This window comes from Kitasatospora sp. NPDC093679 (assembly GCF_040683455.1).
GTDB lineage: Bacteria > Actinomycetota > Actinomycetes > Streptomycetales > Streptomycetaceae > Kitasatospora > Kitasatospora arboriphila.
The window spans coordinates 91,999-117,293 of record NZ_JBFBDW010000010.1 but is presented as its reverse complement, the minus strand read 5'-3'; the positions used below and the strand labels follow the sequence as shown (position 1 = coordinate 117,293).

Genomic DNA, 25,295 nt, shown 5'->3' with positions numbered 1-25,295 from the left:
CCACGGTCACGGCAGGTCGCACGGGCCGAGCGGCGGTCGCGAGAGGAAGTGCGGAGCGGCCAGGTGGAGCTGCACCACCTCGACCGCGACGCACACCACGGCGAGGCCGAGCAGGACCCGCAGCCCGATCGCCGCGCGTCGGCTCCGCGCTGCCTCCGGCAGCTTCCCGGCCGCCACTAGGCGGTGGCACAGTGCGAGGGCGGCGGCGCCCGCCAACAGGCTGGCCAGGCCCACGACCCGGGCCGTGACGGGGATTCCGGGGTCGGGGGCGCACGCCGCCACCGCGCGGTGGCCGACACGCTGAGCGGCGAGGTACAGGGAGCAGACGAGCCCGGCCGCCCCCAGGGCGAGGGCCGCCCGCAGTGTCCGGCGCTGTCCGTTCCGGCCGTCGGGCAGGCTCGTGGTGAGGTCGGTCGCGGTCACAGGCACCTCGCCTGGTGCGGGCCGGTGTGGGGGAGGAGGGCGTGCAGCGTCATCGCCTCGACAACGAGGCACAGCACCCCGACGGTGACCATCGTCTTCAACAGCGGTACCAACAGGGGATGTTCGCCCGGCAGCCCCCGGGTGCCCGTCCACAGCAGGACCGGGATGACTGCGACGGCCCCGCCGCCGAGCGCCACCCCGGCCCAGGCCGCCGCCAGTGCGGCAGCGGGCAGCCCGGGGCTGTCGAGGCACGCCGCCAGTGGCGCAGTCACGAACCGGCCGTCCGCGGCCTCGGCGCAGAGCGAGCAGGCGAGCCCCAGCAGGACGGCGACGGTGAGCAGGACCGCCAGGCGGTTCCACCTTCGGGAGCGCTCGGCGGTTGCGGTGTTCTCCATGATCAGTACCAATCCGGGGCGACGCGCACGTAGTGCACCTTGAGGTTGCCGTGGCTCTCCTCGAAGGACGGCAGACGGCCCGCCACGTCGGCGTTGAGCTTGTTGCTGTTGTGCGAGGTGTAGCGGACGTCCCCTTCGGGCGTCACCGCCGTGACGAGGGCGGTGTGGAAGATCCGGCCCTTCGGCTCCGACGGGTCCTGGTCGGAGTCCTCCTCGTAGTAGACGATGTCACCCGGCCGCACCTCGTCGGGTCCGACCTCCCGACCGCCGTGCTGCAGCATGAAGTCGTGCTGGTTCTGGGCCCCACCCCAGGCGTAGGAGTGGTTGGGCGACACGAGGTCGAGCCATGAACCGTCGCCTCCGCGCACCCAGTTGTCGTGGTCGTACGTGCTGCTCCCGTAGTACTGCACGCCCGCGACGTGTAGCGCCTCGGAGACGAAGTTGGTGCAGTTGTCCGCGTCGTCCGCATCGTCGCCGCTCCCGTCGCTCCAGTGCTCGGTGGCCCACTGGACGGCCTTGACCGGGTCGTACTTGGCGCCGGGCCCGCCGCGCAGGCGGAGCTTCACGTCCTCCGGGATGCCCGGAAGGCCGGCGATCGTCACCGGGTCGGACAGCATCAGTTGCCGCTGCTGGTTCTCGGGCAGTGCGGCCCACCAGTCGGCGACGAGCCGGGGGTCGCGCCCGTCGGGTATGCCACCCGTGTACATCGCGAGTTCGACGCGGGAGGCGCGGTACTGCTCGGCGAGCGCGGAGTCGGGGTCGGTGACGCAGGTGGCGCCGCCGAGCCGACGGAGTTCTTCGGCGGCCCGGCGATCTGCCTGGTCGGCCTCCCGGAGTGCCTCGCCGATGAGTGCGTCGACCTCCTGGACGACCGATGCGTCCCCGTTGCCCGGCACGATCCGGCCGGTGGCCTCGTCCACCACCAGACCGTGGGTGCCGGCGAGGTCGAACGCCGCGGCCAGGGTGAGCTTCGCCCGGGTGATGGCCGTCCCGAGGCCGTCGAGGACCATGGTGACACTGCGCATGGTGTCCGCGCCGGCCTCCAGGATCCGGGCCTGTTCCTCGAGTTTCTGACCGGCCGCCTCGCCGACCCGATCCTTCCAGTCCGCCTTGAGCGGGTCGGCCCCGTTGGCGTGGATGTCGTTGACGGCCTGCCAGGACTCCCGGAACAGTTCGGTCCATCCCTTGGCGGCGGCTTCCACGTCGATGCTGCGGGCAGCCCTGAGCGTTGCGATGTCCACGGTCACCGCTCCGCAGAGTGCAGGTCGGCGAGGGCCGCGCCGAGCCGGCGGACGGACTCCTGTTCGGCCGTGTCGTAGGAGTGCGCCGAGTCCCGGAGTTGGTCGGCGTAGGTGTGCAACTGACCGACCACGGCCGTCATGTGGGTCTGCCAGGCCTCGGCGCAGGCCCGCAGGGCCGGGCCGGACTTCCAGCCGGACAGGGTGGCGGCGGCGGTGAAGCTGTCGTCCAGCCAGTGGCCGGCGGCCGGGCCGATCCGTTCTGCCGTGTTCTGCAGGCCGGCCGCCGATGTCCGCAGCGTCTCCGTGCGGACGTGGATGTCGTTCACAGTTCCCCCTTGCCGCTGTGCCGACGACGGCACGTGCGGTCCCGATCCTGACGGGGGGCGGTGACATTCCGGGGTCGGGGCATCGCCCCGTCGTCGAACTGTCGCGCGATCAGGACGGGACCGTTACCCGGTCAGGCGAGCTTCCACTGGCCGGTCTGGTCGGCCATGCCGCTGTCCAGGGTGAACTGGACCTTGTCGAGGACGGCGTCCTTGGGCACCTCGAAGGTCAGGAAGCCGAGGCCGCTCTCGCCGGGGGCGATGTTCACCGAGCCGGAGAAGCCCTGGCCGGCCTTGGTGTCGTAGAGGCTGGTGGTGAAGGACTGGCCCTGGGCGTCCAGCAGCTTGGCGCTGTTGGCGGGGGCGTCGCTGTAGGCCTTGCCGGTGGGCTTGATCCGGAACTGGACGGAGACGAAGCGCTTGCCGTCGGCGGGCTTGCTGAACTCGTCCTCGCCCTCGGCGTTGTCGACCACCTTGACCACGGTGACGTCGGCGGTGGTGGTCTTCTCGAAGCCCTTGAGCGCGATGGTGTCGCCGACCTTGGCGGGCGCCGCGGCGGCGGGCTTGACGCCGCCGGCGGAGGCCGGTGCGCCGGCGGCGGGCTTCTTGGCCTCGGTGGAGACCGAGGAGTCGCCGGTGTTGCAGGCGGTGGCGCCCAGCGCGACCAGCGAGGCGGCGAGCAGGGCGGCGGCGGAGCGGCGGGCGGTGCTGCGGTTCATGGCGTGAACTCCCAACGGTGGCGGGTTGATTCGCCGCGGCTGCGAGCCGTTTCGGCGATGACCAGATCACACCATGGACTGTGAACGCTGTCAACGACGATTAACGAAACGCCTCTGTTCACGTGTGAACGGTGGCGGGTTCACGCATGGCTATGCTGGGCGGTCACACACGCGCCGTGGACGGCAGCACCGCCTCCTCCGGCCCCGCCGCCGCCCGACCGAGGAGCCCCGATGCCGGACCGTCCCGAGGTGACCGCCGTCGAGATCGCCCGCCTGGCCGGGGTCGGGCGGGCCGCCGTGAGCAACTGGCGCCGCCGCCACCCCGACTTCCCGCAGCCCGCCGGCGGCACCGACACCAGCCCGACCTTCCGCCTCGACGAGGTGGAGCACTGGCTCCGCAGCCAGGGCAAGATCGCCGAACTGCCCCTGCTGGAACGCGTCCGGCAGCAGCTGGAGACCCTCCGCGACCCGGACGGCCACCCGGCCGCGCCCCTGATCGCCGCCGGCGCCCTGCTGCTGCAACTGCACCGCGACCCCGCCGGCTGGCAGGCCCTGCGCGAGGAGCCCGACACCCGGCTCGCCACCGCCCTGCCCCGCCTGCTGCAGCACACCGCGCAGACCGCGCTCGGCCCGGACGGCGCCGCCCTGCTCGCCCTGCCCCGGCTGGCCGGCGCCACCTACCTCGACCTCGTCCGGATGCTCGAACGGCTCGCCGCCGAGCACGGCCCCACCGGCGCGTACGAGCACCTGCTCGCCCGGCACGTCGAGGCCGCCGCCCGGCCGAGCGCCGCCACCCCGCCCGAGGCCGCCGCGCTGCTGGCCGAGCTGGCCGCCCCGGCCGACGCGGGCGGCGCCCCGCACACCGTCCTCGACCCGGCCTGCGGACTCGGCGCCCTGCTGCTCGCCGCCGGCCCCGGCGCCGACCGCCGCGGCCAGGACCTCGACCCGGTGCACACCGCCCTCGCCCTGCTGCGGCTCGCCCTCCACACCCCGCCCGGCACGCCGGGCCCGCTCGCCCTCGACCTCCGCCCCGGCGACTCGCTCCGGGCCGACGCCCACCCCGGCCTCGCCGCCGACGCCGTGCTCTGCCAGCCGCCCTACAACGAGCGCGACTGGGGCCACGACGAGCTCCAGTACGACTCCCGCTGGCCCGGCGGGCTCGTCCCGCCGCGCGGCGAGTCCGAACTCGCCTGGGTGCTGCACTGCCTCGCGCACACCCGCCCCGGCGGACTCGCCGCCCTGCTGCTGCCGCCCACCGTCGCCTCCCGCCGGGCCGGCCGCCGGATCCGCGCCGAACTCGTCCGTTCCGGCGCGCTGCGCGCCGTCGTCGCCCTGCCCGCCGGCACCGCCCCGCCGTACGGCGTCCCGCTGCACCTGTGGCTGCTGCGCGGCCCCCGCCCGGGCGACGACTTCCGCCGCGTCCTGCTGCTCGACGCCGCCGCGGCCCACCCCGCGGCCGAGGGCGGCCGCGACCGGGTCGACTGGCCCGCCCTGCACCGCACCGTCCTCGACACCTGGCGGGCCTTCGACGCCGCCGCCCGCACCGGCGCACCGCTGCCCGCCGACCGGCCCGGTGTCCACCGCGCGGCGCCCGCCCTCGACCTGCTCGACGACGAGACCGACCTCTCGCCGGCCCGCCACCTGCCCGCCGCGGCCCCGGACGGCGGCGCGGCCGCCCTGCACCACCTGCAGGCCAGGCTCGCGGAGCTGCTGGCCGGCCCGGCCGACCCGGCGGCCGCCCTGCCCGCCGTCTCCGACACCCCGTCACCCGCCGCCGCGCCGCTGGTGACCGTCGGCGAACTCGCCCGTGCCGGCGCCCTGGAGGTGCACTCCAGCGGCCAGGGCGTGCTGCCGGCCGCGTCCGGCGACGGCCCGCCCGGCATCCCCGTCCTCACCGACCAGGACCTGCTCACCGGCGCCGCCCCCACCGCCACCGCCCCGGCCGGCGGCACCCCGCTCACCACCCGCCCCGGCGACGTCCTCGTCCCCGCCCTCGGCGGCGGCACCGCCCGGGTGGTGCGGGCCGGCGACCCGCTGGACGGCGTCGCCCTCGGGCCCCGCCTGCACCTGCTGCGCCCCGATCCGGCCCAGCTCGACCCGGACTTCCTGGCGGGCGTGCTACGGGCCACCGGCAGCGCCCGCCGGGCCAGCAGCTACGCCTCCACCACCACCCGGCTGGACGTCCGCCGGGTGGAGCTGCCGAGGGTCCCGCCCGAGCGCCAGCGCGCACTCGGCGCGGCCTTCCGCCGGATCGCCGACTTCGAGGCCGCCCTCGACCGGGCCGCCGCCCTCGGCCGCAGCCTCGCCCAGGGGCTCACCGACGGTCTGACCGCGGGCGGTCTGACGGAGCGGTAGCACCCGGCCGGGCGGACCTGACCGCACGTCGGGCGGGGCGGGCGCGCCACGGGGCGGAAAGGCCCTGCTGGGTCGGGCGGTGTGACGGTACGGTGTGCGACACACCCTCGACCCCGCACAGGAGCGCCCATGTCCGGTCCCCTGTACGGGCAGCCGGCGCCCAGCGCCGGCGGCCCGTTCAGCCTGCTCCACAGGATCCTCGTCTGCCTGGTGCCGCTGCTGACCTTCGGTCTGCTCGGCATGACGCCGTCGGTCCTGCTCGCCGCGCGCCGCCGCCGGACCGTGGACGTGCTCGGCGCGGTGTTCTTCGGGCTCGTCCAGCTGACCATGTACGTCGTCCTCGGCCTCTCGCCGAAGGAGACCACCGGCACCTGGTACGCCGACGTGACCGGGCTGACCGCGATCGTGCTCTGGATCGGCGCTCCCGCCCACTTCCTGATCATGGACAGCGCGGCGATCTGGGGCCGTGGGAAGGACGCCGTCCCCGCTCCGTGGCCGCCGCAGGGACTCCTGCTGCCGAGCCCGTACCCGCCCGGCGCGCCCACCCGGACGGGGCCGGTCCAGCAGGCCCCGGCGTACTACCAGCCGCAGCCGCAGCAGCACCAGCCGCAACAGCACCAGCCGCCCTACCAGCCGCAGCAGACCGCGCCCGCCCCGCACCCGCCCACCGTCCGGGCCGCCCCCGGCAGCGACGACCTGCAGCAGCTCGGTGAACTGCTGCGCCGGCAGGCCGGGGACGGCCGGCCGTGACCGGAGCGCGGGTCGTCGACGGCCGCTACCGGCTCACCGAGAAGATCGGCCACGGCGGCATGGGCCAGGTCTGGGCCGGCCACGACCAGCGGCTCGACCGCAGGGTCGCCGTCAAGCTGCTCCGCACCGACCTGCTCGGCCCCGAGGACGCCACCCGCAGCCGCGGCGACGAACTGCGCCGCCGCTTCCTGCGGGAGAGCCGGATCAGCGCGGCCCTCGACCACCCCGGGCTGGTCACCGTCTTCGACGCCGGCACCGACGGCGGCGAGCTCTACCTCGTCATGCAGCAGGTGCCCGGCGTCAGCCTCGCCGACCTGCTCGCCGAGGACGGCCCGCTGACCGTCGACCGCGCCGTCGCCACCGCCGCCCAGCTCTGCTCCGCGCTCGCCGCCGTGCACGCCGTCCCGGTCGTCCACCGCGACCTGAAGCCCAGCAACGTGATGGTCCGTCCGGAGGGCCGGACCGTCCTGCTGGACCTGGGCATCGCCACCGCCCTCGACCCGGACGCCACCCGGCTCACCCTCACCGGCACCCCGATCGGCAGCCCCGCCTACATGGCCCCCGAGCAGGCACTCGCCGCCGGCGTCGACCCCCGCAGCGACCTCTACGCGCTCGGCTGCCTGCTGCACGAGATGCTCACCGGCGACGCCCCGTTCACCGCCCCCACCGCCCTCGGCGTGCTGCGCCGGCACGTGGACGAGCCGCCGCCCCCGCTGCGCGAGCTGCGCCCCGACGTCCCGGCCGCCCTGGAGCACCTCGTCCTCGCGCTGCTCGCCAAGCAGCCCGCCGACCGTCCCGCCGACGCCCAGCAGGTCCACGCGGTGCTGCTGCCGCTGCTCCCCGGGCCGTCCGCCGGACCGCAGCCGCCCTACGGCCCGCTGCCCGACCCGGCCCGCCCCTTCCGCCACCCGCACCACCCGGCCCCCGCCCGCACCGCCGCCCCCGCCCCCGCACGGCTGACACTGCCGGCCCCGGCGACCCCGGCCGACCCGGTCCCCGTGCTGATGGCGGCCGTCCCGCCGCAGGCCGCCGAGCCGGACGAGGACCTCGCCGCCGACTGCGCCAGGCTCTCCGACCTGGTCGCCGCCCGGCGCCACACCGAGGTCGTCGACCTCGCCGCCGGACTGCTGCCCCGGATCGCCGCCGCCCAGGGCGACGGCGCCCCGCTGCTGCACACCGTCCGGACCATCCGCGCCCGCACCCTGCTGGAGGAGGGGCGCGCCGAGGAGGCGCTCGCCGAGTACCGGCTGCTCGCCGCCGCCACCGCCGCCGAGCGCGGCCCCTACGACCCGGCGGCGCTCGACCACCGGCAGCGCGCCGCCGACTGCCTGGAACGCCTCGGCCGTGCCGGCGAGGCGCTCGCCGAGTACCGGGCGCTCACCGCGGCCCTGCAGCCCGACTCCGACCGGGCGCTGGAGGTCCGCGAGCGCGCCGGCCGGCTGCTCACCGCCGCCGGGGACCACGACGGGGCCTGGCACACCCTGCTCGAACTCCTGCTGGACACCGAGCGCCGCCGCGGCCCGCACCACGCCGACGTCCGCCGGCTGCGGGCGCTGCTCGACCGGATCGGCGCCCTGCGCACCGCCACCCCGCTGCCCGGCGCGACCCCGCGGGCGGCCCCCGCGCCGCCCGCCCCCTCCTTGCCCGCCGGGCCGCCGGGCGCCGGACGGCCCGACCCGCGGCTGTTCGGCCCGGCCACGCCGCCGCCGACCCCGGTGCCCGGCAACCCGTACGCCTCGGGCGGCTGACCCCGGACGGCCCGCCCTCCGCCCCCGCGGCGGGGGTCTGGGCAACACGCGGACGGCTGCCTATTGTTCACTCCAGTCAGGAGAACCACCGGGCGCCCGTCGCGCCCCGCGCACGGACCCACACAGCCCCACCCACCGCACGGGAGGCCCCACGTGATCCGCACCCGCTCCGTCCCCCGCCCGGCCCGGACGGCCGCCGGGATCCTGCTCGCGGCAGCCGTGCTGACCGCGTGCGGAGGCTCGCCGGCCCACCAGGGCGCGGCGGCGGTGGTCGGCGACGAGCGGATCCCGATCGCGGCCGTGCAGGCCAAGGTCACCGAACTGCGGGACGCGGCGGCCGCGGCCTCCCCGGGCGGCAGCGGCACCGGCACCGAGCAGGCCGGCCTGGTCCGGCGGACGGTCGCCGAACTCGTCCTCGACCGGGTGATCGCCCGCGCCCTCGCCGACCGCGGCCTCACCGTCTCCGAGGGCGAGATCGCGCAGGCCCGGCAGACCGACGCCCAGCTGCTCGGCGGCGACGCGGCCCTGCAGCGCCAGCTGCTGCTCCGCCAGGGCGTCGCCCCCGCCGACGTCCCCGGCTTCTACCGGCAGCAGATCGGCATCAAGAAGATCGCCTCGGCGGCCGGCCAGGACGCCCGGACCGAACAGGGCGACGCCGTGGTCCGCAAGGCCCTCGCCGACGCCGGCCGGGAGCTCCGGGTCGAGGTCAACCCCCGCTACGGCCGCTGGGACCCGCAGCAGATCGCCCTGGTCGACAGCACCACCGACTGGCTGCCGCAGCGCGCGCCGTCCGCCTGACCGGTCCGCCCGCGGCGCCCGGCGGGACGCGTCGGGACGCCGCCGGGGGACGGTAGGTTCGGGGGTGTGGAGACTCCGAAGCTGATCCTGCTGACCACCACCCACCGGGTCGCCCCCGGCCTGCTGTCCTGGCCCGCCTGGGAGGCCCTGCGGTCGGCCGGCCGGGTGCTGGCCGCCGACCCGGAGCACCCGCAGCTGCCCGCGCTGCGGCAGGCCGGCGTCGAGGTGGAGACCGTCGAGCGGACGTCCGCTCCGGCGCTCGCCCGGATGCTGGCCGAGGCCGCCCCGGTGGTCTGGCTGGGCAGCCCGGACGGCGACCCGGGCCTCACCGACGCCCTGGCCCGGCTCGCGGTGGAGGAGGCGGGCGGCGTCCCCGAGATCGAGCTGCTGCCCGGCTCCTACGACCTGCCGGGCGCGCGGCTGCTCGACCTCGCCTCGGTGATGGACCGGCTGCGCTCACCCGGCGGCTGCCCCTGGGACGCCGAGCAGACCCACGAGTCGCTGGTGAAGTACCTGGTCGAGGAGGCGTACGAGCTCGTCGAGGCGATCGAGGAGGGCGACCGGGAGACGCTGCGCGAGGAGCTCGGCGACGTCCTGCTGCAGGTCTTCTTCCACGCGCGGATCGCCGAGGAGCACCCGGAGGACCCGTTCTCCGTCGACGACGTGGCCGGCGACATCGTCGAGAAGCTGATGTACCGCCACCCGCACGTCTTCGGCGACGTGGAGGCCACCGGCTCCGCCCAGGTCGAGGCCAACTGGGAGCAGCTGAAGGCCGCCGAGAAGCAGCGGGAGTCGGTGCTGGACGGCGTCCCGTCGGGCCTGCCCGCGCTGGCGTACGCGGCCAAGCTGGTGTCCCGGGTGCGCCGGGCCGGCTTCACCGCCGTGCCGGACGCCCCGTACGAGCTGCCGCGGGAGCTGACCGCGGAGAGCGCCGGCGAGCTGCTGCTGGCCGTGGCGCAGCGCGCCTACGACGCCGGCGTGGACGTCGACGCGGCGCTGCGCGGTGCCGCGCGGCGCTACCGGACGGCGGTGCGGACGGCCGAGGGGCTGTCGGACTGACGCTGCGGCGGGACGACCTCGCTGATCGCCTCGCCGACCAGGGCGAGCAGCTCGGCCAGCGGGGCGAGGTTGTCGTCCAGGTCGGCGAAGGAGACGATCCGCTCGCCGTGCGGGCCGGCGACGGCGAAGAGGTCGATCCGGCCGAGGTGCTTGCTCGCGGTGTCGACCAGGGCGGCGACGTCGCTGGGCTGGTGGACGTCGCCGCTGACGCCGACGACCGGGCAGCCGGGGCGGTCGAGCTCGGTGGCGAGGTCCTCCGCGACGCCCGGGCGCAGATCGGCGACGAGCATGCCCGCGGCGCCCGCGGCGGCGAAGCGGCGGGCCAGGTCGGCCCCCTCGCCCCCGCTCAGTACGGCGATGACGACCACTGCCCCGGCTACTCGCACGGCCTGCTCCTCTCTGAGCACGACACCCCGCGGGCGGCTCCGCACGTCCGCCCTCACGGTTATCGGAGGATCGTAGGCACCTCGCGACCCTCCGCAACAGGGATTACCCCCCAGGTGACCAGGCTCACGCCCGTCCGGGCCGATCGGATCCGGCCGTCCCGCACGGGCCCCCGGGCAGCCCCTCCCGACGCCGCCCGCGCGGGCCGGCCGGACCGGGCGGGCCGGGCGGGCGCCGTCGGGAGGGGCGCCCGGCAGCGGATACGGTCGGGGCATGCCGGAGACCCCCCGACCCGACGACCGACCCGAACTCTTCACCTGGGAGTTCGCCGCCGACCCCTACCCCGCGTACGCCTGGCTGCGCGAGCACGCGCCGGTGCACCGCACCACGCTGCCCAGCGGGGTGGACGCCTGGCTGGTGACCCGGTACGCGGACGCCCGGCAGGCGCTCGCGGACGCCCGGCTCTCCAAGAACCCGGTGCACCACAGCGGGCAGGCGCACCGCTCCGGCCGGGTCGGCATCCCGGGCGAGCGGCAGGCCGATCTGATGACCCACCTGCTGAACATCGACCCGCCGGACCACACCCGGCTGCGCCGGTTGGTCTCCAAGGCGTTCACGCCGCGCCGGGTGGCGGAGTTCGAGCCGCGGGTGCAGCAGCTCACCGACCGGCTGATCGACTCCTTCGCCGGGCGTGGCACGGCCGACCTGATCCACGAGTTCGCCTTCCCGCTGCCGATCTACGCGATCTGCGACCTGCTCGGCGTGCCGCCGGAGGACCAGGACGACTTCCGGGACTGGGCCGGCATGATGCTGCGACACACGAAGCCGGGCCAGCCCGGCGGGCAGCGCGGCGGCGTCGGCCGGGCCGTGAAGCGGATCCGCACGTACCTGGCGGAGCTGATCCACCGCAAGCGGGCCGACCTCGGCGACGACCTGATCTCCGGCCTGATCCGGGCCAGCGACCACGGCGAGCACCTGACCGAGAACGAGGCCGCGGCGATGGCCTTCATCCTGCTGTTCGCCGGCTTCGAGACCACCGTCAACCTGATCGGCAACGGCCTGCACGCCCTGCTGCGCAACCCCGGGCAGCGGGCGCTGCTGCAGGAGTCGGTGGCACGCGGCGAGAGCGGCCTGCTGGAGACCGGGATCGAGGAGCTGCTGCGCTACGACGGGCCGGTGGAGCTGGCCACCTGGCGGTTCGCGACCCGGCCGCTGACGATCGGCGGGGTGGAGATCCCGGTCGGCGACCCGGTGCTGGTGGTGCTGGCGGCGGCCGACCGCGACCCGGCCCGGTTCTCCGGCGAGAACACCCTGGACCTCGCCCGCGCCGACAACCCGCACCTGGGCTTCGGCCACGGCATCCACTACTGCATCGGCGCCCCGCTGGCCCGCCTGGAGGGCCGGGCCGCCCTGGCGACGCTGCTGACCCGACTGCCGGACCTCGCCCTGGACGCCGACCCGGCGGACCTGCGCTGGCGCGGCGGCCTCATCATGCGGGGCCTGCGCGAGCTGCCGGTCGCCTTCACCCCGGTGGGGCCGTCCGGGCGGCGCGACCCGGTCTGACGGTGTGTCGCACCGGTCGGATCCGGTCGGAACTGAACACTCGTCAATCAGGAAACACCTGCATCGTTCGTGGGCGATAATCAGGTCTCCGTAATTGCTCCGTGATACCCGCGATATGGGCTTGTGATCGGTCGTTCGATCTGCTTACTCTCCCGAACAGTCCGCAGCCGCGGACCCCGGCACGGCAACGCCGAATCCTGTCCGCCGTGCCCGGGCCTCACGACCGAGACCCAGGACAGGGGCGGGGGAACCACGTTCGTCGCCGTCCCCACGGCTAGGGGTGAAGCCGCGTCAGCAGGGCCCCTCCTGCGGCCGCGGCCGGGCCAGCCTCCCGGTCCGAACCCGACAGCTCACCTCGCAGGCGTTCGGAGAGGGACAACCCATGCTCTTCACCGGACCTGGCCGCCACCGCCGCAGGACGTCCGCCGAGAAGGCGGTCGCCGTCGCGGGTGTCACGGGTGTCGGCCTCGCCCTGCCGCTGCTCACCGCGGGCGGAGCCCATGCCGCCCCCGTCTCGATCTGGGACAAGGTCGCCCAGTGCGAGAGCGGCGGCAACTGGAGGATCAACACCGGCAACGGCTTCTACGGCGGGCTGCAGTTCACCGCCCGGACCTGGAAGGGGTTCGGCGGCGCCCGGTACGCCCCGCTCGCCCACCAGGCGAGCAAGAGCGAACAGATCGCCGTCGCCGAGAAGGTGCTGGCCTCCCAGGGGCCCGGCGCGTGGCCGGTGTGTTCCAAACGCGCCGGCCTGACCCGCGCGTCCGCCGGGAGCGGCGGGACGCGCAGCGGCACCGGACAGACGCAGGCCCCGGCGGCCCCGGCGTCGCCGCAGTTCCCCGGCCGCGGCGGCTTCGACGCCGACTCCGGCGTGTACTGGTACCAGAAGGACGACCAGTGGTACTGGACGGCGCACCAGGAGGTCTACGAGCGCCACCTGCCGCCGGCGCCCACCGGGCCGGCCGACCCGGCCGACGGCGGCGCCGACGAGGGCGCCCGCACCCTGCAGGCCGTTCCGGTGCCCTCCCTCGGCCGCGAGCAGTACACCGTGCAGGAGGGCGACACGCTGTCCGGCATCGCCGCCGCGCACGGGCTGCCCGGCGGCTGGGAGCAGCTGTACGCGAACAACCGCGAGGCCGTCGGCGCCGATCCGGACCTGATCCTGCCCGGCCAGCAGCTGCGCCTGGCCTGACGGTCCGGCACGGTACGAACGGTCCGTCCGCCCGCGGGGCGGCACCCGCGGGCGGACGGCCGGTTTTGTGGTCCTTCAGGTGAACTACCGGCGAGTAGACCGGCCACACGGTGAGACAGGGCCATGCGCGGCACGGCCCGGTGGGCCCGTGCGGTTAGGCTCTGGTCGTAACGACCCTCATCCGCTTCCGCTAGGAGATGCCTCGTGCCGTCCATTGATGTCGTCGTAGCCCGCGAAATCCTCGACTCCCGCGGTAACCCCACGGTCGAGGTCGAGGTCGGCCTCGACGACGGCAGCACCGGTCGTGCCGCTGTCCCGTCCGGTGCCTCCACCGGTGCCTTCGAGGCCCTGGAGCTTCGCGACGGCGACAAGAACCGCTACTTCGGCAAGGGCGTGGAGAAGGCCGTCCTCGCCGTCATCGAGCAGATCGGCCCGGAGCTGGTCGGCTACGACGCCACCGAGCAGCGCCTGATCGACCAGGCCATGCTCGACCTGGACGCCACCCCCGACAAGTCCTCGCTCGGCGCCAACGCGATCCTCGGCGTCTCCCTCGCCGTGGCGCACGCCGCCTCCGAGGCCAGCGACCTGCCGCTGTTCCGCTACCTGGGCGGCCCCAACGCCCACGTGCTGCCCGTCCCGATGATGAACATCCTCAACGGCGGCTCGCACGCGGACTCCAACGTCGACATCCAGGAGTTCATGATCGCCCCGATCGGCGCGGAGTCCTTCTCCGAGGCCGTCCGCTGGGGCGTCGAGGTCTACCACACCCTCAAGGGCGTGCTGAAGGAGCGCGGCCTGTCCACCGGCCTCGGCGACGAGGGCGGCTTCGCGCCGAACCTGGACTCCAACCGCGAGGCGCTCGACCTGATCGTCGAGGCCATCAAGAAGGCCGGCTACACCCCGGGCAAGGACGTCGCGCTCGCCCTGGACGTCGCCTCCTCCGAGTTCCACAACGACGGCGCCTACACCTTCGAGGGCAAGGCGATCTCCTCCGCCGAGCTCATCGACTACTACGCCGAGCTGGTCGCCGCGTACCCGCTGGTCTCCATCGAGGACCCGCTGGACGAGTCGGACTGGGACGGCTGGAAGGCCATGACCGACAAGCTGGGCGACAAGGTCCAGCTGGTCGGCGACGACCTGTTCGTCACCAACCCGGAGCGCCTGCGCCGCGGCATCGAGACCGGCACCGCCAACGCGCTGCTGGTGAAGGTCAACCAGATCGGCTCGCTCACCGAGACCCTGGACGCCGTCGAGCTGGCCCAGCGCAACGGCTACCGCTGCATGATGTCGCACCGCTCCGGCGAGACCGAGGACGTCACCATCGCCGACCTCGCCGTCGCCACCAACTGCGGCCAGATCAAGACCGGCGCCCCGGCCCGCTCCGAGCGCGTCGCCAAGTACAACCAGCTGCTGCGCATCGAGGAGATCCTCGACGACGCCGCCGAGTACGCCGGCCGGGGCGCGTTCCCCCGGTTCCGCTCCGCGGACAAGTAAGCGCGGCAAGTACGAGGGCTGAGGCTGACACCCGCGCGCTGACGCGGCCGCTGGACCGGTGCCCCGGCAACCACCCCGTAGGGTGGGGGCCGGGGCACCGGCGTGAGCAGGAGGGGTACGAGCGATGTGGAAGATCCCGGGACTGGCGGGGCGTCCGCGCTTCACCAGCCGCGCGACCGTGCTCGTGCTCGTCCTGTGCTCGCTGGTGGCGATACTCGCCTACCCCGCCCGGCAGTTCCTGACGCAGCGCTCGGAGATCGCCGACCAGCGGGCCAGGGCGGAGCACGCCCGGCAGCAGGTCGACGAGCTCCGGCGGGCGAAGGCCCGCTGGCAGGACCCGGAGTACGTGAAGGCGCAGGCCCGCGAGCGGCTGCACTTCGCGATGCCCGGCGAGACCCCGTTCGTCTCGGTCGACCCCTCCGCGCCCCCCGGCCCGGCCTCCGCCGACGCACTGCCCACCGGTCCGGTCAGGGCGGCCAAGCCCTGGTACACCACCGTCCTCGAGTCGGTCGACCTGGCCGACTCGACGCCCGCTCCTCACGAAGACAGCACGCCATGACCTCTGAACAGCACCCCGCCACCGACGGCACCGTGTCGGACGCCGACGTCGCCGCCATCGCCGCCCAGCTCGGCCGGGTCCCGCGCGGGCTGCGCGGGGTGGCCCACCGCTGCCCCTGCGGCAACCCCGACGTGGTCGAGACGGCACCCCGGCTGCCCGACGGCACGCCGTTCCCGACGCTCTACTACCTGACCTGCCCCAAGGCGGCCTCGCTGATCGGCACCCTGGAGGCCGACGGCGTGATGAAGGACCAGAGCGCCCGCCTCGCCGAGGACCCGGAGCTCGCCGCCGCCTACCGCGCGGCCCACGAGGACTACATCGCCCGCCGCGACGCCATCGAGGTGCTGGAGGGCTTCCCCAGCGCCGGCGGCATGCCCGACCGGGTCAAGTGCCTGCACGTGCTGGTCGGCCACTCGCTGGCGGCCGGCGAGGGCGTCAACCCGCTCGGCGACGAGGCCATCGGCATGCTGGAGGACTGGTGGGCCAAGGGCCCCTGCGTCTCCCCGGCCGAGGTCGAGGCGGCCGGCGAGCGGGTCCTGCGCAACCGGGCCAAGGAGCAGGACCACGCCGCGGTCATCGCGGCCAAGGAGCAGAAGACCGCCGAGCGCGCGGCCAAGCGCGCCCGCGCCGAGGAGGAGGACCAGTGACCGCCACCCGGGTCGCCGCGATCGACTGCGGCACCAACTCGATCCGGCTGCTGATCGCCGACCTCGACCCGGCGACCGGGGAGATCGCCGACCTCGACCGTCGGATGATCATCAACCGGCTCGGCCAGGGCGTCGACTCCACCGGCCGGCTCCACCCGGACGCCCTGGAGCGCACCTTCGCCGCCTGCCGCGAGTACGCGGAGATCATCGCGGCGCACGGGGTGGGCCCGGAGCGGATCCGCTTCGTCGCCACCAGCGCCTCCCGCGACGCCGAGAACGCCGCGGAGTTCACCGAGGGCGTGCGCGGCATCCTCGGAGTCGTCCCCGAGGTGGTCAGCGGCGACGAGGAGGCCCGGCTCTCCTTCACCGGTGCCACCAAGGAGCTCACCGGCGGCTCCCTCAAGCCCCCGTACCTGGTCTTCGACCTCGGCGGCGGCTCCACCGAGTTCGTGCTCGGCGGCGACGAGGTGCAGGCCGCCCGCTCGGTCGACATCGGCTGCGTCCGGATGACCGAGCGGCACTTCGGCGGCGCCGAGCTGCCGACGGAGGATCAGATCGCCCGGGCCAAGGCCGACATCCTCGCCGCGCTGGACACCGCCGCCGAGACGGTGCCGCTCACCGAGGCGGCCACCCTGGTCGGCCTGGCCGGCACCGTCACCACCGTGGCCGGCATCGTCCTGGGCCTCCCGGAGTACGACTCCGCGAAGATCCACCACGCCAGGCTGGACGTCGAGCAGGTCCGCGCGACGGCGACCCGGCTGCTGCACTCCACCCACGCCGAGCGGACGGCCATCCCGGTGATGCACCCGGGCCGGGCCGACGTGATCGCCGCCGGCGCCCTCGTGCTGCTGGAGATCATGGAGCGCACCGGCGCCGCCGAGGTGGTCGTCAGCGAGCACGACATCCTCGACGGCATCGCCTGGAGCATCGCCCGCTGACCACTGCGGGGGCTTACCCGAACGGCCCCGGAGCGCCGAGATGCCACCCGGCAGGCGCCCGGGGCCGCCTGCTGCGCGGTGTGTCGCCAGAACCTTCGTGAATTTCTTCACATGGCCGACCAGCCTTTCGACGCACTCCGGTGTCCGCTCCGTCCGTTATGTGGGACCGAAGGTCGCCCTCCGTGTTCGGCCAGCGGATCGCAGGCAGGGCTCGCCGATGGCCGATGGATTCGAAATTCCGCCCGGGAACTCGGGCGCCACCGGGATCGTTGCTGCTCAGCAGGGCCGCGACCCCCCGCGGCATCACTCCGCGCCCGCCGCCGCCGTGAGCGGGCCGCCACACCCCCGAAATGCGGGCGCGCAGTGTAGCAGGGGGTGTCCAGGGGCTTGTGACGGGCCTCACGAAGTGCCCGTCAGATGGGGGTGGATACTTTCCGATATGAGCACCACGGAGCGTCCTCGCATCCTCATTGTCGGCGGTGGTTACGTCGGCCTGTATGCCGCGATGCGCATCCTCAAGAAGATGCGCTACGGGGAGGCGACCGTCACGGTCGTCGACCCGCGGTCCTACATGACGTACCTGCCCTTCCTTCCCGAGGCGGCCGGCGGCAACGTCGCGCCCCGCAACCTCGTCGCGCCGCTGCGCAGCGCCCTCAAGAAGGCGGAGGTGCTCACCGGTGCTGTCACCGGTGTGGACCACGCCCGAAAGGTCGCCACCATCCAGCCCGCGGCCGGCGACTCGTACGAGCTGCCCTTCGACTACCTGGTCGTGGCCACCGGCTCGGTCTCCCGCACCTTCCCGATCCCCGGCCTCGCCGAGCACGGCATCGGCATGAAGACGGTCGAGGAGGCGATCAGCCTCCGCAACCACGTCATGGCGCAGCTCGACAAGGCCGAGTCCACCGCGGACGCGGACGTCCGCCGCAAGGCCCTGACCTTCGTGGTCGTCGGCGGCGGTTTCGCGGGTGTCGAGACGATCGCCGAGATCGAGGACATGGCCCGCGACGCGGCGAAGATCTACAAGACCGTCAGCCGCGACGACATGCGCTTCATCCTGGTGGAGGCGGCCAACCGCATCCTCCCGGAGATGGGCCCGGACCTCGGTCTGTGGACCAAGGAGAAGCTCGAAGAGCGCAACATCGAGATCTACATCGAGACCTCGATGGACTCCTGCGTCGACCAGCACGTCGTCCTGAAGAACGGTGTCGAGGCCGACGCCTCCACCATCGTCTGGACGGCCGGCGTCAAGCCGAACCCGGTGCTGTCGAACTTCGGCCTCCCGCTCGGCCCCCGCGGCCACGTGGACACCGCGCCGACCCTGCAGGTCCAGGGCTTCGACTACGTCTGGGCCGCCGGCGACAACGCCCAGGTGCCGGACCTCGCCGTCGGCGAGGGCGCCTGGTGCCCGCCGAACGCCCAGCACGCGGTCCGTCAGGCGCTCGTCCTGGCCGACAACGTGGTCTCCGGCATGCGGGGCTTCCCGCAGAAGGAGTACAAGCACAAGAACCTCGGTGCGGTCGCCGGTCTCGGCCTGCACAAGGGCGTGGCGATCCTCTTCGGCAAGTACAAGCTGAAGGGCCGTCCGGCCTGGTGGTTCCACCGCCTGTACCACGGCAGCCGGGTGCCGACCATGAACCGCAAGATCCGGGTCTTCACCGACTGGACGCTGGCGATGTTCCTCAAGCGCGAGACCGTCGGCCTCGCCGAGATGGAGAAGCCGTTCGAGGCGTTCCAGGAGGCCGCGGGGCCCGCCAAGGCGATCCCGGCCCAGGCGAAGCCCGCCGCCGAGAAGGAGCTGGCCGCCAGCAAGTAGCGACTGTGGCCCCGGCCGAGCAAGGCCGGGGATGAGTCGGAGGCCCTCCGCCCGGCAACGTGGCCGGACCACGACCTCCGTGGTGCTCAGCCGGCCGTGCGAGCCGGGCGGAGTACAGAAGTGACCGAAGGCCCCCGCCGTAACCGGGCGGGGGCCTTCGGTGTGCCCGGGTCCCTCCGCGGGGCGACCGCACCGGGGCGCGGGGCCGCGGCAGGCCCGGGAACGCCGCAGGGCCCCGGCACCTCCTCGGTGCCGGGGCCCTGCGGACGGTGCGTCAGTCCGTCTTGATGGCGCCCAGGATGTCCAGGCGGGCGGCCCGGCGGGCCGGCCAGATGGCCGCCACCATGCCGACCAGCCCGGCCAGCGCCAGGAAGAGCAACAGCTTGCCGTAGGGGAGGACGGTGGCGAGGCCCGGCAGGCTCGACTCCAGGGTGCCGTTGACCGCCCAGGCCAGGAAGCAGCCGAGCAGGACGCCGATCACCGCGCCGAACATCGAGATCACCACGGACTCCAGGCGGACCATCCGCTTGACGCCCCGGCGGTCCAGGCCGATCGCCCGCAGCATGCCGATCTCCCGCTTGCGCTCGAAGACCGACATCGCCAGCGTGTTCACCACGCCGAGCACCGCCACCAGCACCGACATCGCCAGCAGGCCGTACATCAGGTTCAGCATGAAGGTGATGATCTTGCTGAACTCGTCCCGGATGTCCTGCTTGGTCTTCACGTCGATCACCGGGTTGCTGCCGGTGGCGTCCTTGATGGCCTTGCGCAGGCCGTCGCTCGGGCCGTCGGCGGCCTTCACCAGAATCTGGGTGACGTACGGGTCCTCGCTGTGCTTGAAGACCTCGGTGTTGGCCATCACGACCGGGGAGAGCAGCTCGTTCTTCCGGAAGACGCCGCCGACGGTGACCCGGGCGGTGCTGCCGTCCGGGTACTCGACCGGCAGGACCGTGCCGACCGCCCAGCCGTTGCCCTTCGCCGTCTCGGCCTGGACGAGGACCTGCCCCTCCTTCAACGAGGCCGCGGAGCCGCTGTCCAGGGTGAGCGCGACGACCTTGTCGACCGCGCCGGCGTCGACGCCGCTGATCGCCCGCTCCGAACCGCCCAGCTTCCAGTAGACGTCCGACATCGGGCTGACCGCGGCCACCCCGGGGACCTCGGCGACCGCGGCGGCCAGCTTCGGGTCCGGCGAGATGCCGTTGGCGGTCTTGATGCTGTAGTCCGCCGTCATGCTGCTGGTGACCGACCGGTCGACGGCGTCGCCGACCGAGGCACCCAGCACCGTCAGCGAGCTGACCAGGGCGAGGCCGATGGTGAGCGCGGCCGCGGTGGCCGCGGTGCGGCGCGGGTTGCGCACCGCGTTCTGCTGGGCCAGCCGGCCGGCGGTGCCCGCGGAGGCCCGCAGCAGCGGGCCGACCAGCGCGATCACCGGGCGGGACAGCAGCGGCAGCAGGATGAAGATGCCGATCAGGGCGAGGCCCGCGCCGGCCGCCACCGGCACCCGGCCGGAGGAGTCGCCGGACGCGGCGCCGAGCGCCACCAGGCCGAGGCCGCCGGCCGCGATCAGACCGCCGATGACGTTCCGGACGATCAGGCTCTTCTGAGGGGCGGGCTGGTCGCCGCTGCTCATCGCGGCGACCGGGGCGATCCGCGAGGCGCGGACGGCGGGCAGCAGCGCGGAGAGCGTCGTCACGACGACGCCGACCACCAGCGAGACCGCCACCGTCGCGGGCGCGACCACCAGGGGGCCGGCCGGCAGGCCCGCGTCCAGCGCGTCGAGCAGCGCCCGCATGCCGGCGCCGATCCCGATGCCGGTGGCGAGGCCGGCCGCCGAGGCGATGACGCCGATCAGCAGCGCCTCGATCAGCACCGAGCGGGTAACCTGGCCGCGGCCGGCGCCGACCGCGCGCAGCAGCGCCAGCTCACGGGTGCGCTGGGCGACCAGCATGGTGAAGGTGTTGGCGATGATGAAGATGCCGACGAAGAGCGAGATGCCGGCGAAGGCGAGCAGCGCCGTCTTCATGCCGGTGGTGCCGTCGGCGATCATCCGGGTCTGGCGGTCGGTCAGCTCCTGACCGGTCTCGGCCTGCATCTGGCCCTCGCCGGGCAGCACGGCGGTGATGCTCCGCAGCAGCTCGTCCTGCGAGGTGCCGGGCTTCGCGGTGACCGCGACGGTGCTGTACTGGCCGGGGGCGAGCAGCAGCTTCTGCGCGGTGGCCCGGTCGAAGAGGGTCAGCGTGCCGCCTGACTCCACCTCCGGGTCGTCGGTGGTGAAGACGCCGACCAGGGTGCGCTCGGTGGCCGGGCCGTCGGAGGCGATCCGGACGGTGTCGCCGACGTGGTAGCCGCCCTTCTCGGCGGTGCGGCGGTCGAGCGCGATCTCCCGCTCGGCCTGCGGGCCGCGGCCCTCGGCCATCGGGTAGCGGGTGTCCTTGCCGGAGGCGTCCGGGGCGTAGTTGCTGCCGCGGGAGCTCCAGCCCTGGCCTATCAGGTCGCCCTTGCGGTCGGCCACGCCGACGAAGCCGCTGACGTTGCCGCGGGCGCGCTCGGTGCCGGGCAGCGCGGCGATCTTCGCGACGGTGTCGTCGGTCAGCTTGCCCCGGTTCGGGCCGCTCCGGTCCTTGGCGCGGAAGGGCGAGTCCGCCACCGGGTCGGTGACCAGGACGGAGATGTCCGAGTAGCTCTTGGAGAGGCTGTTCTTCATGGCCTCGCCGAGCGTGTCGGAGAAGACCATGGTGCCGGCCACGAAGGCCGTGCCCAGCAGGACGGCGAGCGCCGTCATCAGCAGTCGGCCCTTGTGGGCCAGCACGTTGCGCAGTGCGGTGCGGTACATGGCTGTGTGTGTCCTGGAGGTGTGGGTGCGGGCGGGCGGCGGGCGCCGTGTCAGCTGGTGCGGCCCTTGGCGTCGAAGCGGCGCATGCGGTCCAGGACGGAGTCGGCGGTCGGGGCGGTGAGCTCGTCGACGATCCGGCCGTCGGCGAGGAACACCACGCGGTCGGCGTACGAGGCCGCGACCGGGTCGTGCGTCACCATCACGACCGTCTGGCCGAGCTCGCGCACCGAGTTGCGCAGGAAGGAGAGGATCTCCGCGCCGGAGCGGGAGTCGAGGTTGCCGGTCGGCTCGTCGGCGAAGATGATCTCCGGCTTGGAGGCCAGGGCGCGGGCGCAGGCCACGCGCTGCTGCTGGCCGCCGGAGAGCTGGGAGGGGCGGTGCGAGAGCCGGCCGGAGAGGCCGACGGTGTCGACCACGCGGTCCAGCCACTGCCGGTCCGCCTTGGTGCCGGCGATGTCCATCGGCAGGGTGATGTTCTCCAGCGCGGTCAGCGTGGGCAGCAGGTTGAACGCCTGGAAGATGAAGCCGATCTTGTCCCGGCGGAGCTTGGTCAGCTGCTTGTCGCGCAGCCCGACGAGCTCCGTCCCGCCGATCGTGGCGGAGCCCGAGGAGACCGTGTCCAGGCCGGCCATGCAGTGCATCAGGGTCGACTTGCCGGAGCCGGACGGGCCCATGATCGCGGTGAACTCGCCCTGCCCGAAGGCCACGCTCACGTCGTCGAGGGCGACCACGCGGGTCTCGCCCTCCCCGTAGACCTTGCTCAGACCGGTGGCGCGGGCGGCCGCCTGGCCGGTGCGGGCGGCGGGTGCGGTCGTCGTGGTCACGGGGGACTCCTGTCGGGAGGGTGCGGGATCGTCCTTCTGATCCTCCCGTACGTGATCATGGAATCCGTCGATCCGCCGAACGGTTGCGCCGACCACCGCCAGGCGTATCCGGAGGCCGCCCTTCTCCTCCTGCGGTATGACACCGACCCTGAGGGCGGGATGGCCGGATATCGCCCGGTCGGTGGCCGAATCACGGACTGTTCGTCAGATGGCAAGGAAACATGACAACTTCCGGTGGCCGGAACATGCGAAACGGGGACCTTGGCGACTAGGCTCGGGGGCAGCCCGCACACGGGCGCGCGGTTCACGCCCGGGTGGTGGAACGCAGACACGGGCAGCTTAAAACTGCTTGGCCGCGAGGCCGTGCCGGTTCGAGTCCGGCCCCGGGCACCACATCCCGCACCACATCCCGCACCACCCCTGACCGGGCACGCGGCGCCGCCGCCCCCCGCGCGGCCCGCCCGGTCCTCCGCCGGAGATCCTCCTCGCGGCGTACGCGCATGCCTTTGCCAAACCATTACCCTGGTCCGGTGGGCAGCGCCGTGCCGCCCCGGAGGGAATGAGATGAGAAGCAGCAACCCGGTCTTCTCGCGGGAGGGGTCCTTCACCCGCGACACCGGATACGCGGGGTTCGACGCCACCCGGCAGCCCCACGCCAACAACCCCTACGCGGCCAACCCCTACGGCGCCAACCCGTACGCGCGTCCCGAGGGCGCCCAGCTGACGGACGACCAGCTGGCCGAGATGTACCGGGCCCCCTCCGCGGGCCCGATGCAGACCGGCCGGATGACCATGGACGACGTGGTCGCCCGGACGACGCTCACCCTGCTCGCCCTGGTCGGCGCCGGCGCCGTCGCCTGGTTCGCGCTGCCGGACGAGGGCTACGCCTTCGCCGCCGGCGCCGCCTTCGCCGCCTTCGTGGTCGGCCTGGTCATCACCTTCAAGCGCAGCGTCAGCCCGCCGCTGATCCTCGCCTACGCCGCCCTGGAGGGCTTCTTCCTCGGCGCGATCACCAAGGTCTTCAACACGATCTGGCCCGGCATCGCCGTCCAGGCCGTGCTCGGCACCGCGGTGGTCTTCGGCGCGATGCTGATCGCCTACAAGAGCGGCCGGATCCGGGTCACCCCCCGGTACACCCGGATCGGCCTCGCCATCGCGATGGGCTTCGTCGGCCTGCTGCTGGTCAACATGATCGCCTCGATGTTCGGCGCCGACCTCGGTCTGCGCTCCGGCCCGCTCGGCATCGTGGTCGGCCTGATCGGCATCGCCCTCGGCGCGTTCTTCCTCTCGCTGGACTTCGCCGAGATCGAGCACGCGATCCAGAACGGCGCCCCCGAGCGCGAGGCCTGGCGCGCCGCCTTCGGCCTCACCCTCTCGCTGGTCTGGATCTACCTGGAGATGCTGCGCCTGATCGCCATCCTCCGCGGCGACGACTGACCCCTCGCCCCTGCACGCCGCCGCAGCCCCCGGGAGCACCGCCCCCGGGGGCTGCGGCACGTCCGGGCCGGGCCGGACGCACCGGCGGGCGTGCCCGATACCCTCGCTGCATGTCCGACGCACCCCCGCTGTCCGCCGCCGCCCTGGTCGAGGCCGTCGACCGCCTCGCGGACCGGTTCCGTTCGATGCCGCAGAGCCGGCTGCTCGCCGCGGTGCCCGGCCACCCGTCCCGTGCGGCGGCCGGCCTGGAGCTGGCCCGCGGCCTGGCCGCGGCCGCCCTGGAACTGGAGGGCGAGCCGCCGCGCGAGGTCCCGGACGCGGGCCCGTTCGCGGTCGGCGACCAGCTCGCCGTGGCCGGGCACGACCTGGTGATCGCCGCGCAGGCCCGGCCGGAGGCCGTCGCCGCCGCGCTGACCGCCGTCCGGGAGACCGAGCGGCTCACCGCCTGAGGCACGGGGAACGGCGAGGGCCGGTCGGGCAGCCCGGGTGCTGCCCGACCGGCCCTCGGCCGGTGTCCGTCGTCGGTGGTTCAGATGCTCGCGACCACCCGGTCGGCCAGCACGTACACCGCGTCGTCGTCGGTGGAGAAGGTCAGCGAGTACGAGCCGGAGAACCGGGAGCCGCCGAGCAGCCGGACGTCCTCGCCGGCCTGGACGGCGTCGATCAGCCGGTAGGCCGCCTCGCGGTCGCCGGGCGCCACGCAGAGGGTGGTGCCGTCGGCGAAGGCGTACACGTCCAGCGTGCCCAGCGGGCCGGGGCGGACGTCGGTGAGGGCGATCTTCTCGTCGGCCAGCACGGCAAGCCGGGTGTCCGTCCACTCGCGGGACGGGGTCTGGCTCGGCACGAAGTCGGGGTGCGAGGGGTGGCGGCGCGGGTCCGGCGCGACGGCCGGCTCGGCCTCCGCCTCGGCGTCCAGCAGGCCGGCCTCCAGACCGGTCGCGATCAGGTCGGCCTCGCGGCGGGCGCGGGCGTCGGCGCCGGCCTCGGCCGGCACCGGGGAGCCGCCCTGCGAGGGGTGGCCGGGGTGCACGCCGCCCTCGGGGCCGCCCTCGTTGATGATGTCCTCGAGCGCGCTGCGCAGCGCCTCGCCGAACCCCGGGTCCATCGTCCCGTTGTCCGCCGCGGTCTCCGGGCCGGTCGGCCGGGGGAAGAACAGCGGCCATTCCTCGCCGACGCTCAGGAACGGGCCCTCGAACATCGGGGCGTCCTCCGCGGCGCGCGCCTCCTGCTCGGCCCAGAACGCCCGGGCCTCGGTGATCTCCCGCTCCCGGTCCGCCGCGAGTGCCTCGGTGACCGCGCGGCGTATCGACGCCTCGTCGAGGGCGGTGCCGGCCGGTGCGGCCTGCCGCTCCTCCAACCGCCGTGAGAGCGCCCGGACCTGGAGCAGCACGACAGTGGCGACGACGATCAGGATCAGCAGCAGAGAGATGTAGACGACGCTCACGGAATGTACTCCTTGCGAGGAGCGGAACGGGGTTGCACGTCCACACTGCCGTATGAGGGGCGGTTACTGCAGTGGTGGATGTCCCATTAATGAGGAACTTCCGCTCTTGTCCCCAAATTGTTAGGTACTACCTATCGACGGAGCGGAGTCGAGCCATTCCGCTCCGTCGACGAAACGCCCCGGAAATGCAAAATCGAGGGCCGGACCACGTTTCGCGTGTGATCCGGCCCTCAATTACGGAGTGTCACTCCGAACGGGTGGTTCCCCACCCCTCGTGCGGCGTGTCGCCCGTGATCGGCTCAGCCGCTGGTGTCCGCAGCCGCGCTGCGGCTCAGCTCAGCCGCTCGTGCTTGTGGTCG

The 25,295-nt window shown here is 74.0% G+C and carries 23 protein-coding genes, 1 tRNA gene and 1 riboswitch; of the genes, 15 read left to right on the top strand and 9 right to left on the bottom strand.

All coding sequences use genetic code 11. The features are described 5' to 3' along the window. Positions 1 to 6 precede the first annotated feature (6 nt). The 5 genes from AB0O09_RS11500 to AB0O09_RS11480 all read right to left on the bottom strand — a co-directional run bounded on the left by AB0O09_RS11500 (position 7) and on the right by AB0O09_RS11480 (position 3,101). Positions 7 to 423 carry a hypothetical protein gene (locus AB0O09_RS11500; RefSeq protein WP_363541373.1) on the bottom strand — a complete coding sequence of 139 codons (417 nt, stop codon included), beginning with the start codon at positions 421 to 423 and terminating at the stop codon, positions 7 to 9. Then, positions 420 to 818, bottom strand: a complete 399-nt coding sequence (locus tag AB0O09_RS11495) for a hypothetical protein (RefSeq protein WP_363541372.1) — start codon at positions 816 to 818, stop codon at positions 420 to 422. The genes AB0O09_RS11500 and AB0O09_RS11495 overlap by 4 nt, the downstream gene beginning before the upstream one ends. A 2-nt stretch (positions 819 to 820) precedes the next feature. Next, positions 821 to 2,059, bottom strand: a complete 1,239-nt coding sequence (locus AB0O09_RS11490; protein WP_363541371.1) for an amidase domain-containing protein — start codon at positions 2,057 to 2,059, stop codon at positions 821 to 823. Positions 2,060 to 2,061: 2 nt separating this feature from the next. Next, positions 2,062 to 2,385 (bottom strand): type VII secretion target, encoded by a 324-nt coding sequence (locus AB0O09_RS11485; protein ID WP_363541370.1) that lies wholly within the window; start codon positions 2,383 to 2,385, stop codon positions 2,062 to 2,064. Positions 2,386 to 2,516: 131 nt separating this feature from the next. After that, on the bottom strand, positions 2,517 to 3,101 hold the full coding sequence (locus AB0O09_RS11480) for a DUF4352 domain-containing protein (RefSeq protein WP_363541369.1): 585 nt from the start codon (positions 3,099 to 3,101) through the stop codon (positions 2,517 to 2,519). 231 nt (positions 3,102 to 3,332) lie between these two features. On the opposite strand from AB0O09_RS11480, the gene AB0O09_RS11475 reads away from it, so the two are divergent. From AB0O09_RS11475 to AB0O09_RS11455, 5 genes are all read left to right on the top strand, one after another. After that, a complete protein-coding gene (locus tag AB0O09_RS11475) occupies positions 3,333 to 5,456 on the top strand; it encodes an N-6 DNA methylase (protein ID WP_363541368.1) in 2,124 nt (707 codons plus the stop codon). Positions 5,457 to 5,585: 129 nt separating this feature from the next. Next, entirely contained in the window at positions 5,586 to 6,206 is a 621-nt protein-coding gene (locus AB0O09_RS11470) for a hypothetical protein (protein ID WP_363541367.1), read from the top strand. Beyond that, on the top strand, positions 6,203 to 7,954 hold the full coding sequence (locus AB0O09_RS11465) for a protein kinase (protein WP_363541366.1): 1,752 nt from the start codon (positions 6,203 to 6,205) through the stop codon (positions 7,952 to 7,954). The genes AB0O09_RS11470 and AB0O09_RS11465 overlap by 4 nt, the downstream gene beginning before the upstream one ends. A gap of 153 nt (positions 7,955 to 8,107) precedes the next feature. Beyond that, positions 8,108 to 8,752 carry a SurA N-terminal domain-containing protein gene (locus AB0O09_RS11460; protein WP_363541365.1) on the top strand — a complete coding sequence of 215 codons (645 nt, stop codon included), beginning with the start codon at positions 8,108 to 8,110 and terminating at the stop codon, positions 8,750 to 8,752. Positions 8,753 to 8,818: 66 nt separating this feature from the next. Continuing rightward, positions 8,819 to 9,811: a MazG family protein gene (locus AB0O09_RS11455; protein WP_363541364.1), complete on the top strand. Its 993-nt coding sequence runs from the start codon at positions 8,819 to 8,821 to the stop codon at positions 9,809 to 9,811. On the opposite strand, the gene AB0O09_RS11450 is transcribed toward AB0O09_RS11455, so the two are convergent. Then, positions 9,769 to 10,197 (bottom strand): SDR family NAD(P)-dependent oxidoreductase, encoded by a 429-nt coding sequence (locus tag AB0O09_RS11450; RefSeq protein ID WP_263103896.1) that lies wholly within the window; start codon positions 10,195 to 10,197, stop codon positions 9,769 to 9,771. The two genes, AB0O09_RS11455 and AB0O09_RS11450, sit on opposite strands and share 43 nt — an antisense overlap. Positions 10,198 to 10,468: 271 nt before the next feature. On the opposite strand from AB0O09_RS11450, the gene AB0O09_RS11445 reads away from it, so the two are divergent. The 7 genes from AB0O09_RS11445 (at position 10,469) to AB0O09_RS11415 (ending at position 18,398) form a co-directional block, all read left to right on the top strand. Beyond that, the gene (locus tag AB0O09_RS11445; protein WP_363541362.1) at positions 10,469 to 11,758 is read left to right on the top strand and encodes a cytochrome P450; all 1,290 of its coding nucleotides are present in this window, start codon (positions 10,469 to 10,471) and stop codon (positions 11,756 to 11,758) included. 212 nt (positions 11,759 to 11,970) lie between these two features. Continuing rightward, a riboswitch (cyclic di-AMP (ydaO/yuaA leader) is annotated at positions 11,971 to 12,136 on the top strand. 4 nt (positions 12,137 to 12,140) lie between these two features. After that, positions 12,141 to 12,947, top strand: a complete 807-nt coding sequence (locus tag AB0O09_RS11440) for a transglycosylase family protein (RefSeq protein ID WP_363541361.1) — start codon at positions 12,141 to 12,143, stop codon at positions 12,945 to 12,947. Between the two features lie 204 nt (positions 12,948 to 13,151). After that, positions 13,152 to 14,441 carry a phosphopyruvate hydratase gene (gene eno / locus AB0O09_RS11435; protein ID WP_363541360.1) on the top strand — a complete coding sequence of 430 codons (1,290 nt, stop codon included), beginning with the start codon at positions 13,152 to 13,154 and terminating at the stop codon, positions 14,439 to 14,441. A 124-nt stretch (positions 14,442 to 14,565) separates the two neighbouring features. Next, a complete protein-coding gene (locus tag AB0O09_RS11430; RefSeq protein ID WP_363541359.1) occupies positions 14,566 to 15,000 on the top strand; it encodes a septum formation initiator family protein in 435 nt (144 codons plus the stop codon). Further along, positions 14,997 to 15,647, top strand: coding sequence for a DUF501 domain-containing protein (locus AB0O09_RS11425; RefSeq protein WP_363541358.1), 651 nt, complete (start codon positions 14,997 to 14,999; stop codon positions 15,645 to 15,647). The genes AB0O09_RS11430 and AB0O09_RS11425 overlap by 4 nt, the downstream gene beginning before the upstream one ends. Continuing rightward, positions 15,644 to 16,585, top strand: a complete 942-nt coding sequence (locus AB0O09_RS11420) for a Ppx/GppA phosphatase family protein (RefSeq protein ID WP_363541357.1) — start codon at positions 15,644 to 15,646, stop codon at positions 16,583 to 16,585. The genes AB0O09_RS11425 and AB0O09_RS11420 overlap by 4 nt, the downstream gene beginning before the upstream one ends. A gap of 439 nt (positions 16,586 to 17,024) precedes the next feature. Then, positions 17,025 to 18,398 carry an FAD-dependent oxidoreductase gene (locus tag AB0O09_RS11415; protein WP_363541356.1) on the top strand — a complete coding sequence of 458 codons (1,374 nt, stop codon included), beginning with the start codon at positions 17,025 to 17,027 and terminating at the stop codon, positions 18,396 to 18,398. A gap of 274 nt (positions 18,399 to 18,672) precedes the next feature. On the opposite strand, the gene AB0O09_RS11410 is transcribed toward AB0O09_RS11415, so the two are convergent. Together AB0O09_RS11410 and AB0O09_RS11405 are read right to left on the bottom strand one after the other, a co-directional pair. After that, positions 18,673 to 21,231 (bottom strand): FtsX-like permease family protein, encoded by a 2,559-nt coding sequence (locus tag AB0O09_RS11410; RefSeq protein WP_363541355.1) that lies wholly within the window; start codon positions 21,229 to 21,231, stop codon positions 18,673 to 18,675. Positions 21,232 to 21,281: 50 nt separating this feature from the next. After that, entirely contained in the window at positions 21,282 to 22,055 is a 774-nt protein-coding gene (locus AB0O09_RS11405) for an ABC transporter ATP-binding protein (protein WP_363541353.1), read from the bottom strand. Between the two features lie 308 nt (positions 22,056 to 22,363). Between AB0O09_RS11405 and AB0O09_RS11400 the strand changes: the two genes are divergently transcribed. From AB0O09_RS11400 to AB0O09_RS11390, 3 genes are all read left to right on the top strand, one after another. Further along, a tRNA-Leu gene (locus AB0O09_RS11400) sits at positions 22,364 to 22,448 on the top strand. Positions 22,449 to 22,619: 171 nt separating this feature from the next. Continuing rightward, the gene (locus AB0O09_RS11395; protein ID WP_363541352.1) at positions 22,620 to 23,492 is read left to right on the top strand and encodes a Bax inhibitor-1/YccA family protein; all 873 of its coding nucleotides are present in this window, start codon (positions 22,620 to 22,622) and stop codon (positions 23,490 to 23,492) included. 110 nt (positions 23,493 to 23,602) lie between these two features. Further along, on the top strand, positions 23,603 to 23,941 hold the full coding sequence (locus AB0O09_RS11390) for a hypothetical protein (protein WP_363541351.1): 339 nt from the start codon (positions 23,603 to 23,605) through the stop codon (positions 23,939 to 23,941). An 80-nt stretch (positions 23,942 to 24,021) separates the two neighbouring features. Here the strand turns inward: AB0O09_RS11390 and AB0O09_RS11385 are convergent, their stop codons facing one another. Continuing rightward, the gene (locus AB0O09_RS11385) at positions 24,022 to 24,936 is read right to left on the bottom strand and encodes a hypothetical protein (protein ID WP_363541349.1); all 915 of its coding nucleotides are present in this window, start codon (positions 24,934 to 24,936) and stop codon (positions 24,022 to 24,024) included. Positions 24,937 to 25,295 lie beyond the last annotated feature (359 nt).

What these genes read in the sequence shown, in the direction of transcription:
- AB0O09_RS11430 (WP_363541359.1), top strand. Translation starts at nt 14,566, where the DNA reads ATGTGGAAGATCCCGGGACTGGCGGGGCGTCCGCGCTTCACCAGCCGC.
- AB0O09_RS11495 (WP_363541372.1), bottom strand. Translation starts at nt 818, where the DNA reads ATGGAGAACACCGCAACCGCCGAGCGCTCCCGAAGGTGGAACCGCCTG.
- AB0O09_RS11415 (WP_363541356.1), top strand. Translation starts at nt 17,025, where the DNA reads ATGAGCACCACGGAGCGTCCTCGCATCCTCATTGTCGGCGGTGGTTAC.
- AB0O09_RS11425 (WP_363541358.1), top strand. Translation starts at nt 14,997, where the DNA reads ATGACCTCTGAACAGCACCCCGCCACCGACGGCACCGTGTCGGACGCC.
- AB0O09_RS11390 (WP_363541351.1), top strand. Translation starts at nt 23,603, where the DNA reads ATGTCCGACGCACCCCCGCTGTCCGCCGCCGCCCTGGTCGAGGCCGTC.
- AB0O09_RS11395 (WP_363541352.1), top strand. Translation starts at nt 22,620, where the DNA reads ATGAGAAGCAGCAACCCGGTCTTCTCGCGGGAGGGGTCCTTCACCCGC.
- AB0O09_RS11410 (WP_363541355.1), bottom strand. Translation starts at nt 21,231, where the DNA reads ATGTACCGCACCGCACTGCGCAACGTGCTGGCCCACAAGGGCCGACTG.
- AB0O09_RS11475 (WP_363541368.1), top strand. Translation starts at nt 3,333, where the DNA reads ATGCCGGACCGTCCCGAGGTGACCGCCGTCGAGATCGCCCGCCTGGCC.
- AB0O09_RS11470 (WP_363541367.1), top strand. Translation starts at nt 5,586, where the DNA reads ATGTCCGGTCCCCTGTACGGGCAGCCGGCGCCCAGCGCCGGCGGCCCG.
- AB0O09_RS11440 (WP_363541361.1), top strand. Translation starts at nt 12,141, where the DNA reads ATGCTCTTCACCGGACCTGGCCGCCACCGCCGCAGGACGTCCGCCGAG.
- AB0O09_RS11480 (WP_363541369.1), bottom strand. Translation starts at nt 3,101, where the DNA reads ATGAACCGCAGCACCGCCCGCCGCTCCGCCGCCGCCCTGCTCGCCGCC.
- AB0O09_RS11445 (WP_363541362.1), top strand. Translation starts at nt 10,469, where the DNA reads ATGCCGGAGACCCCCCGACCCGACGACCGACCCGAACTCTTCACCTGG.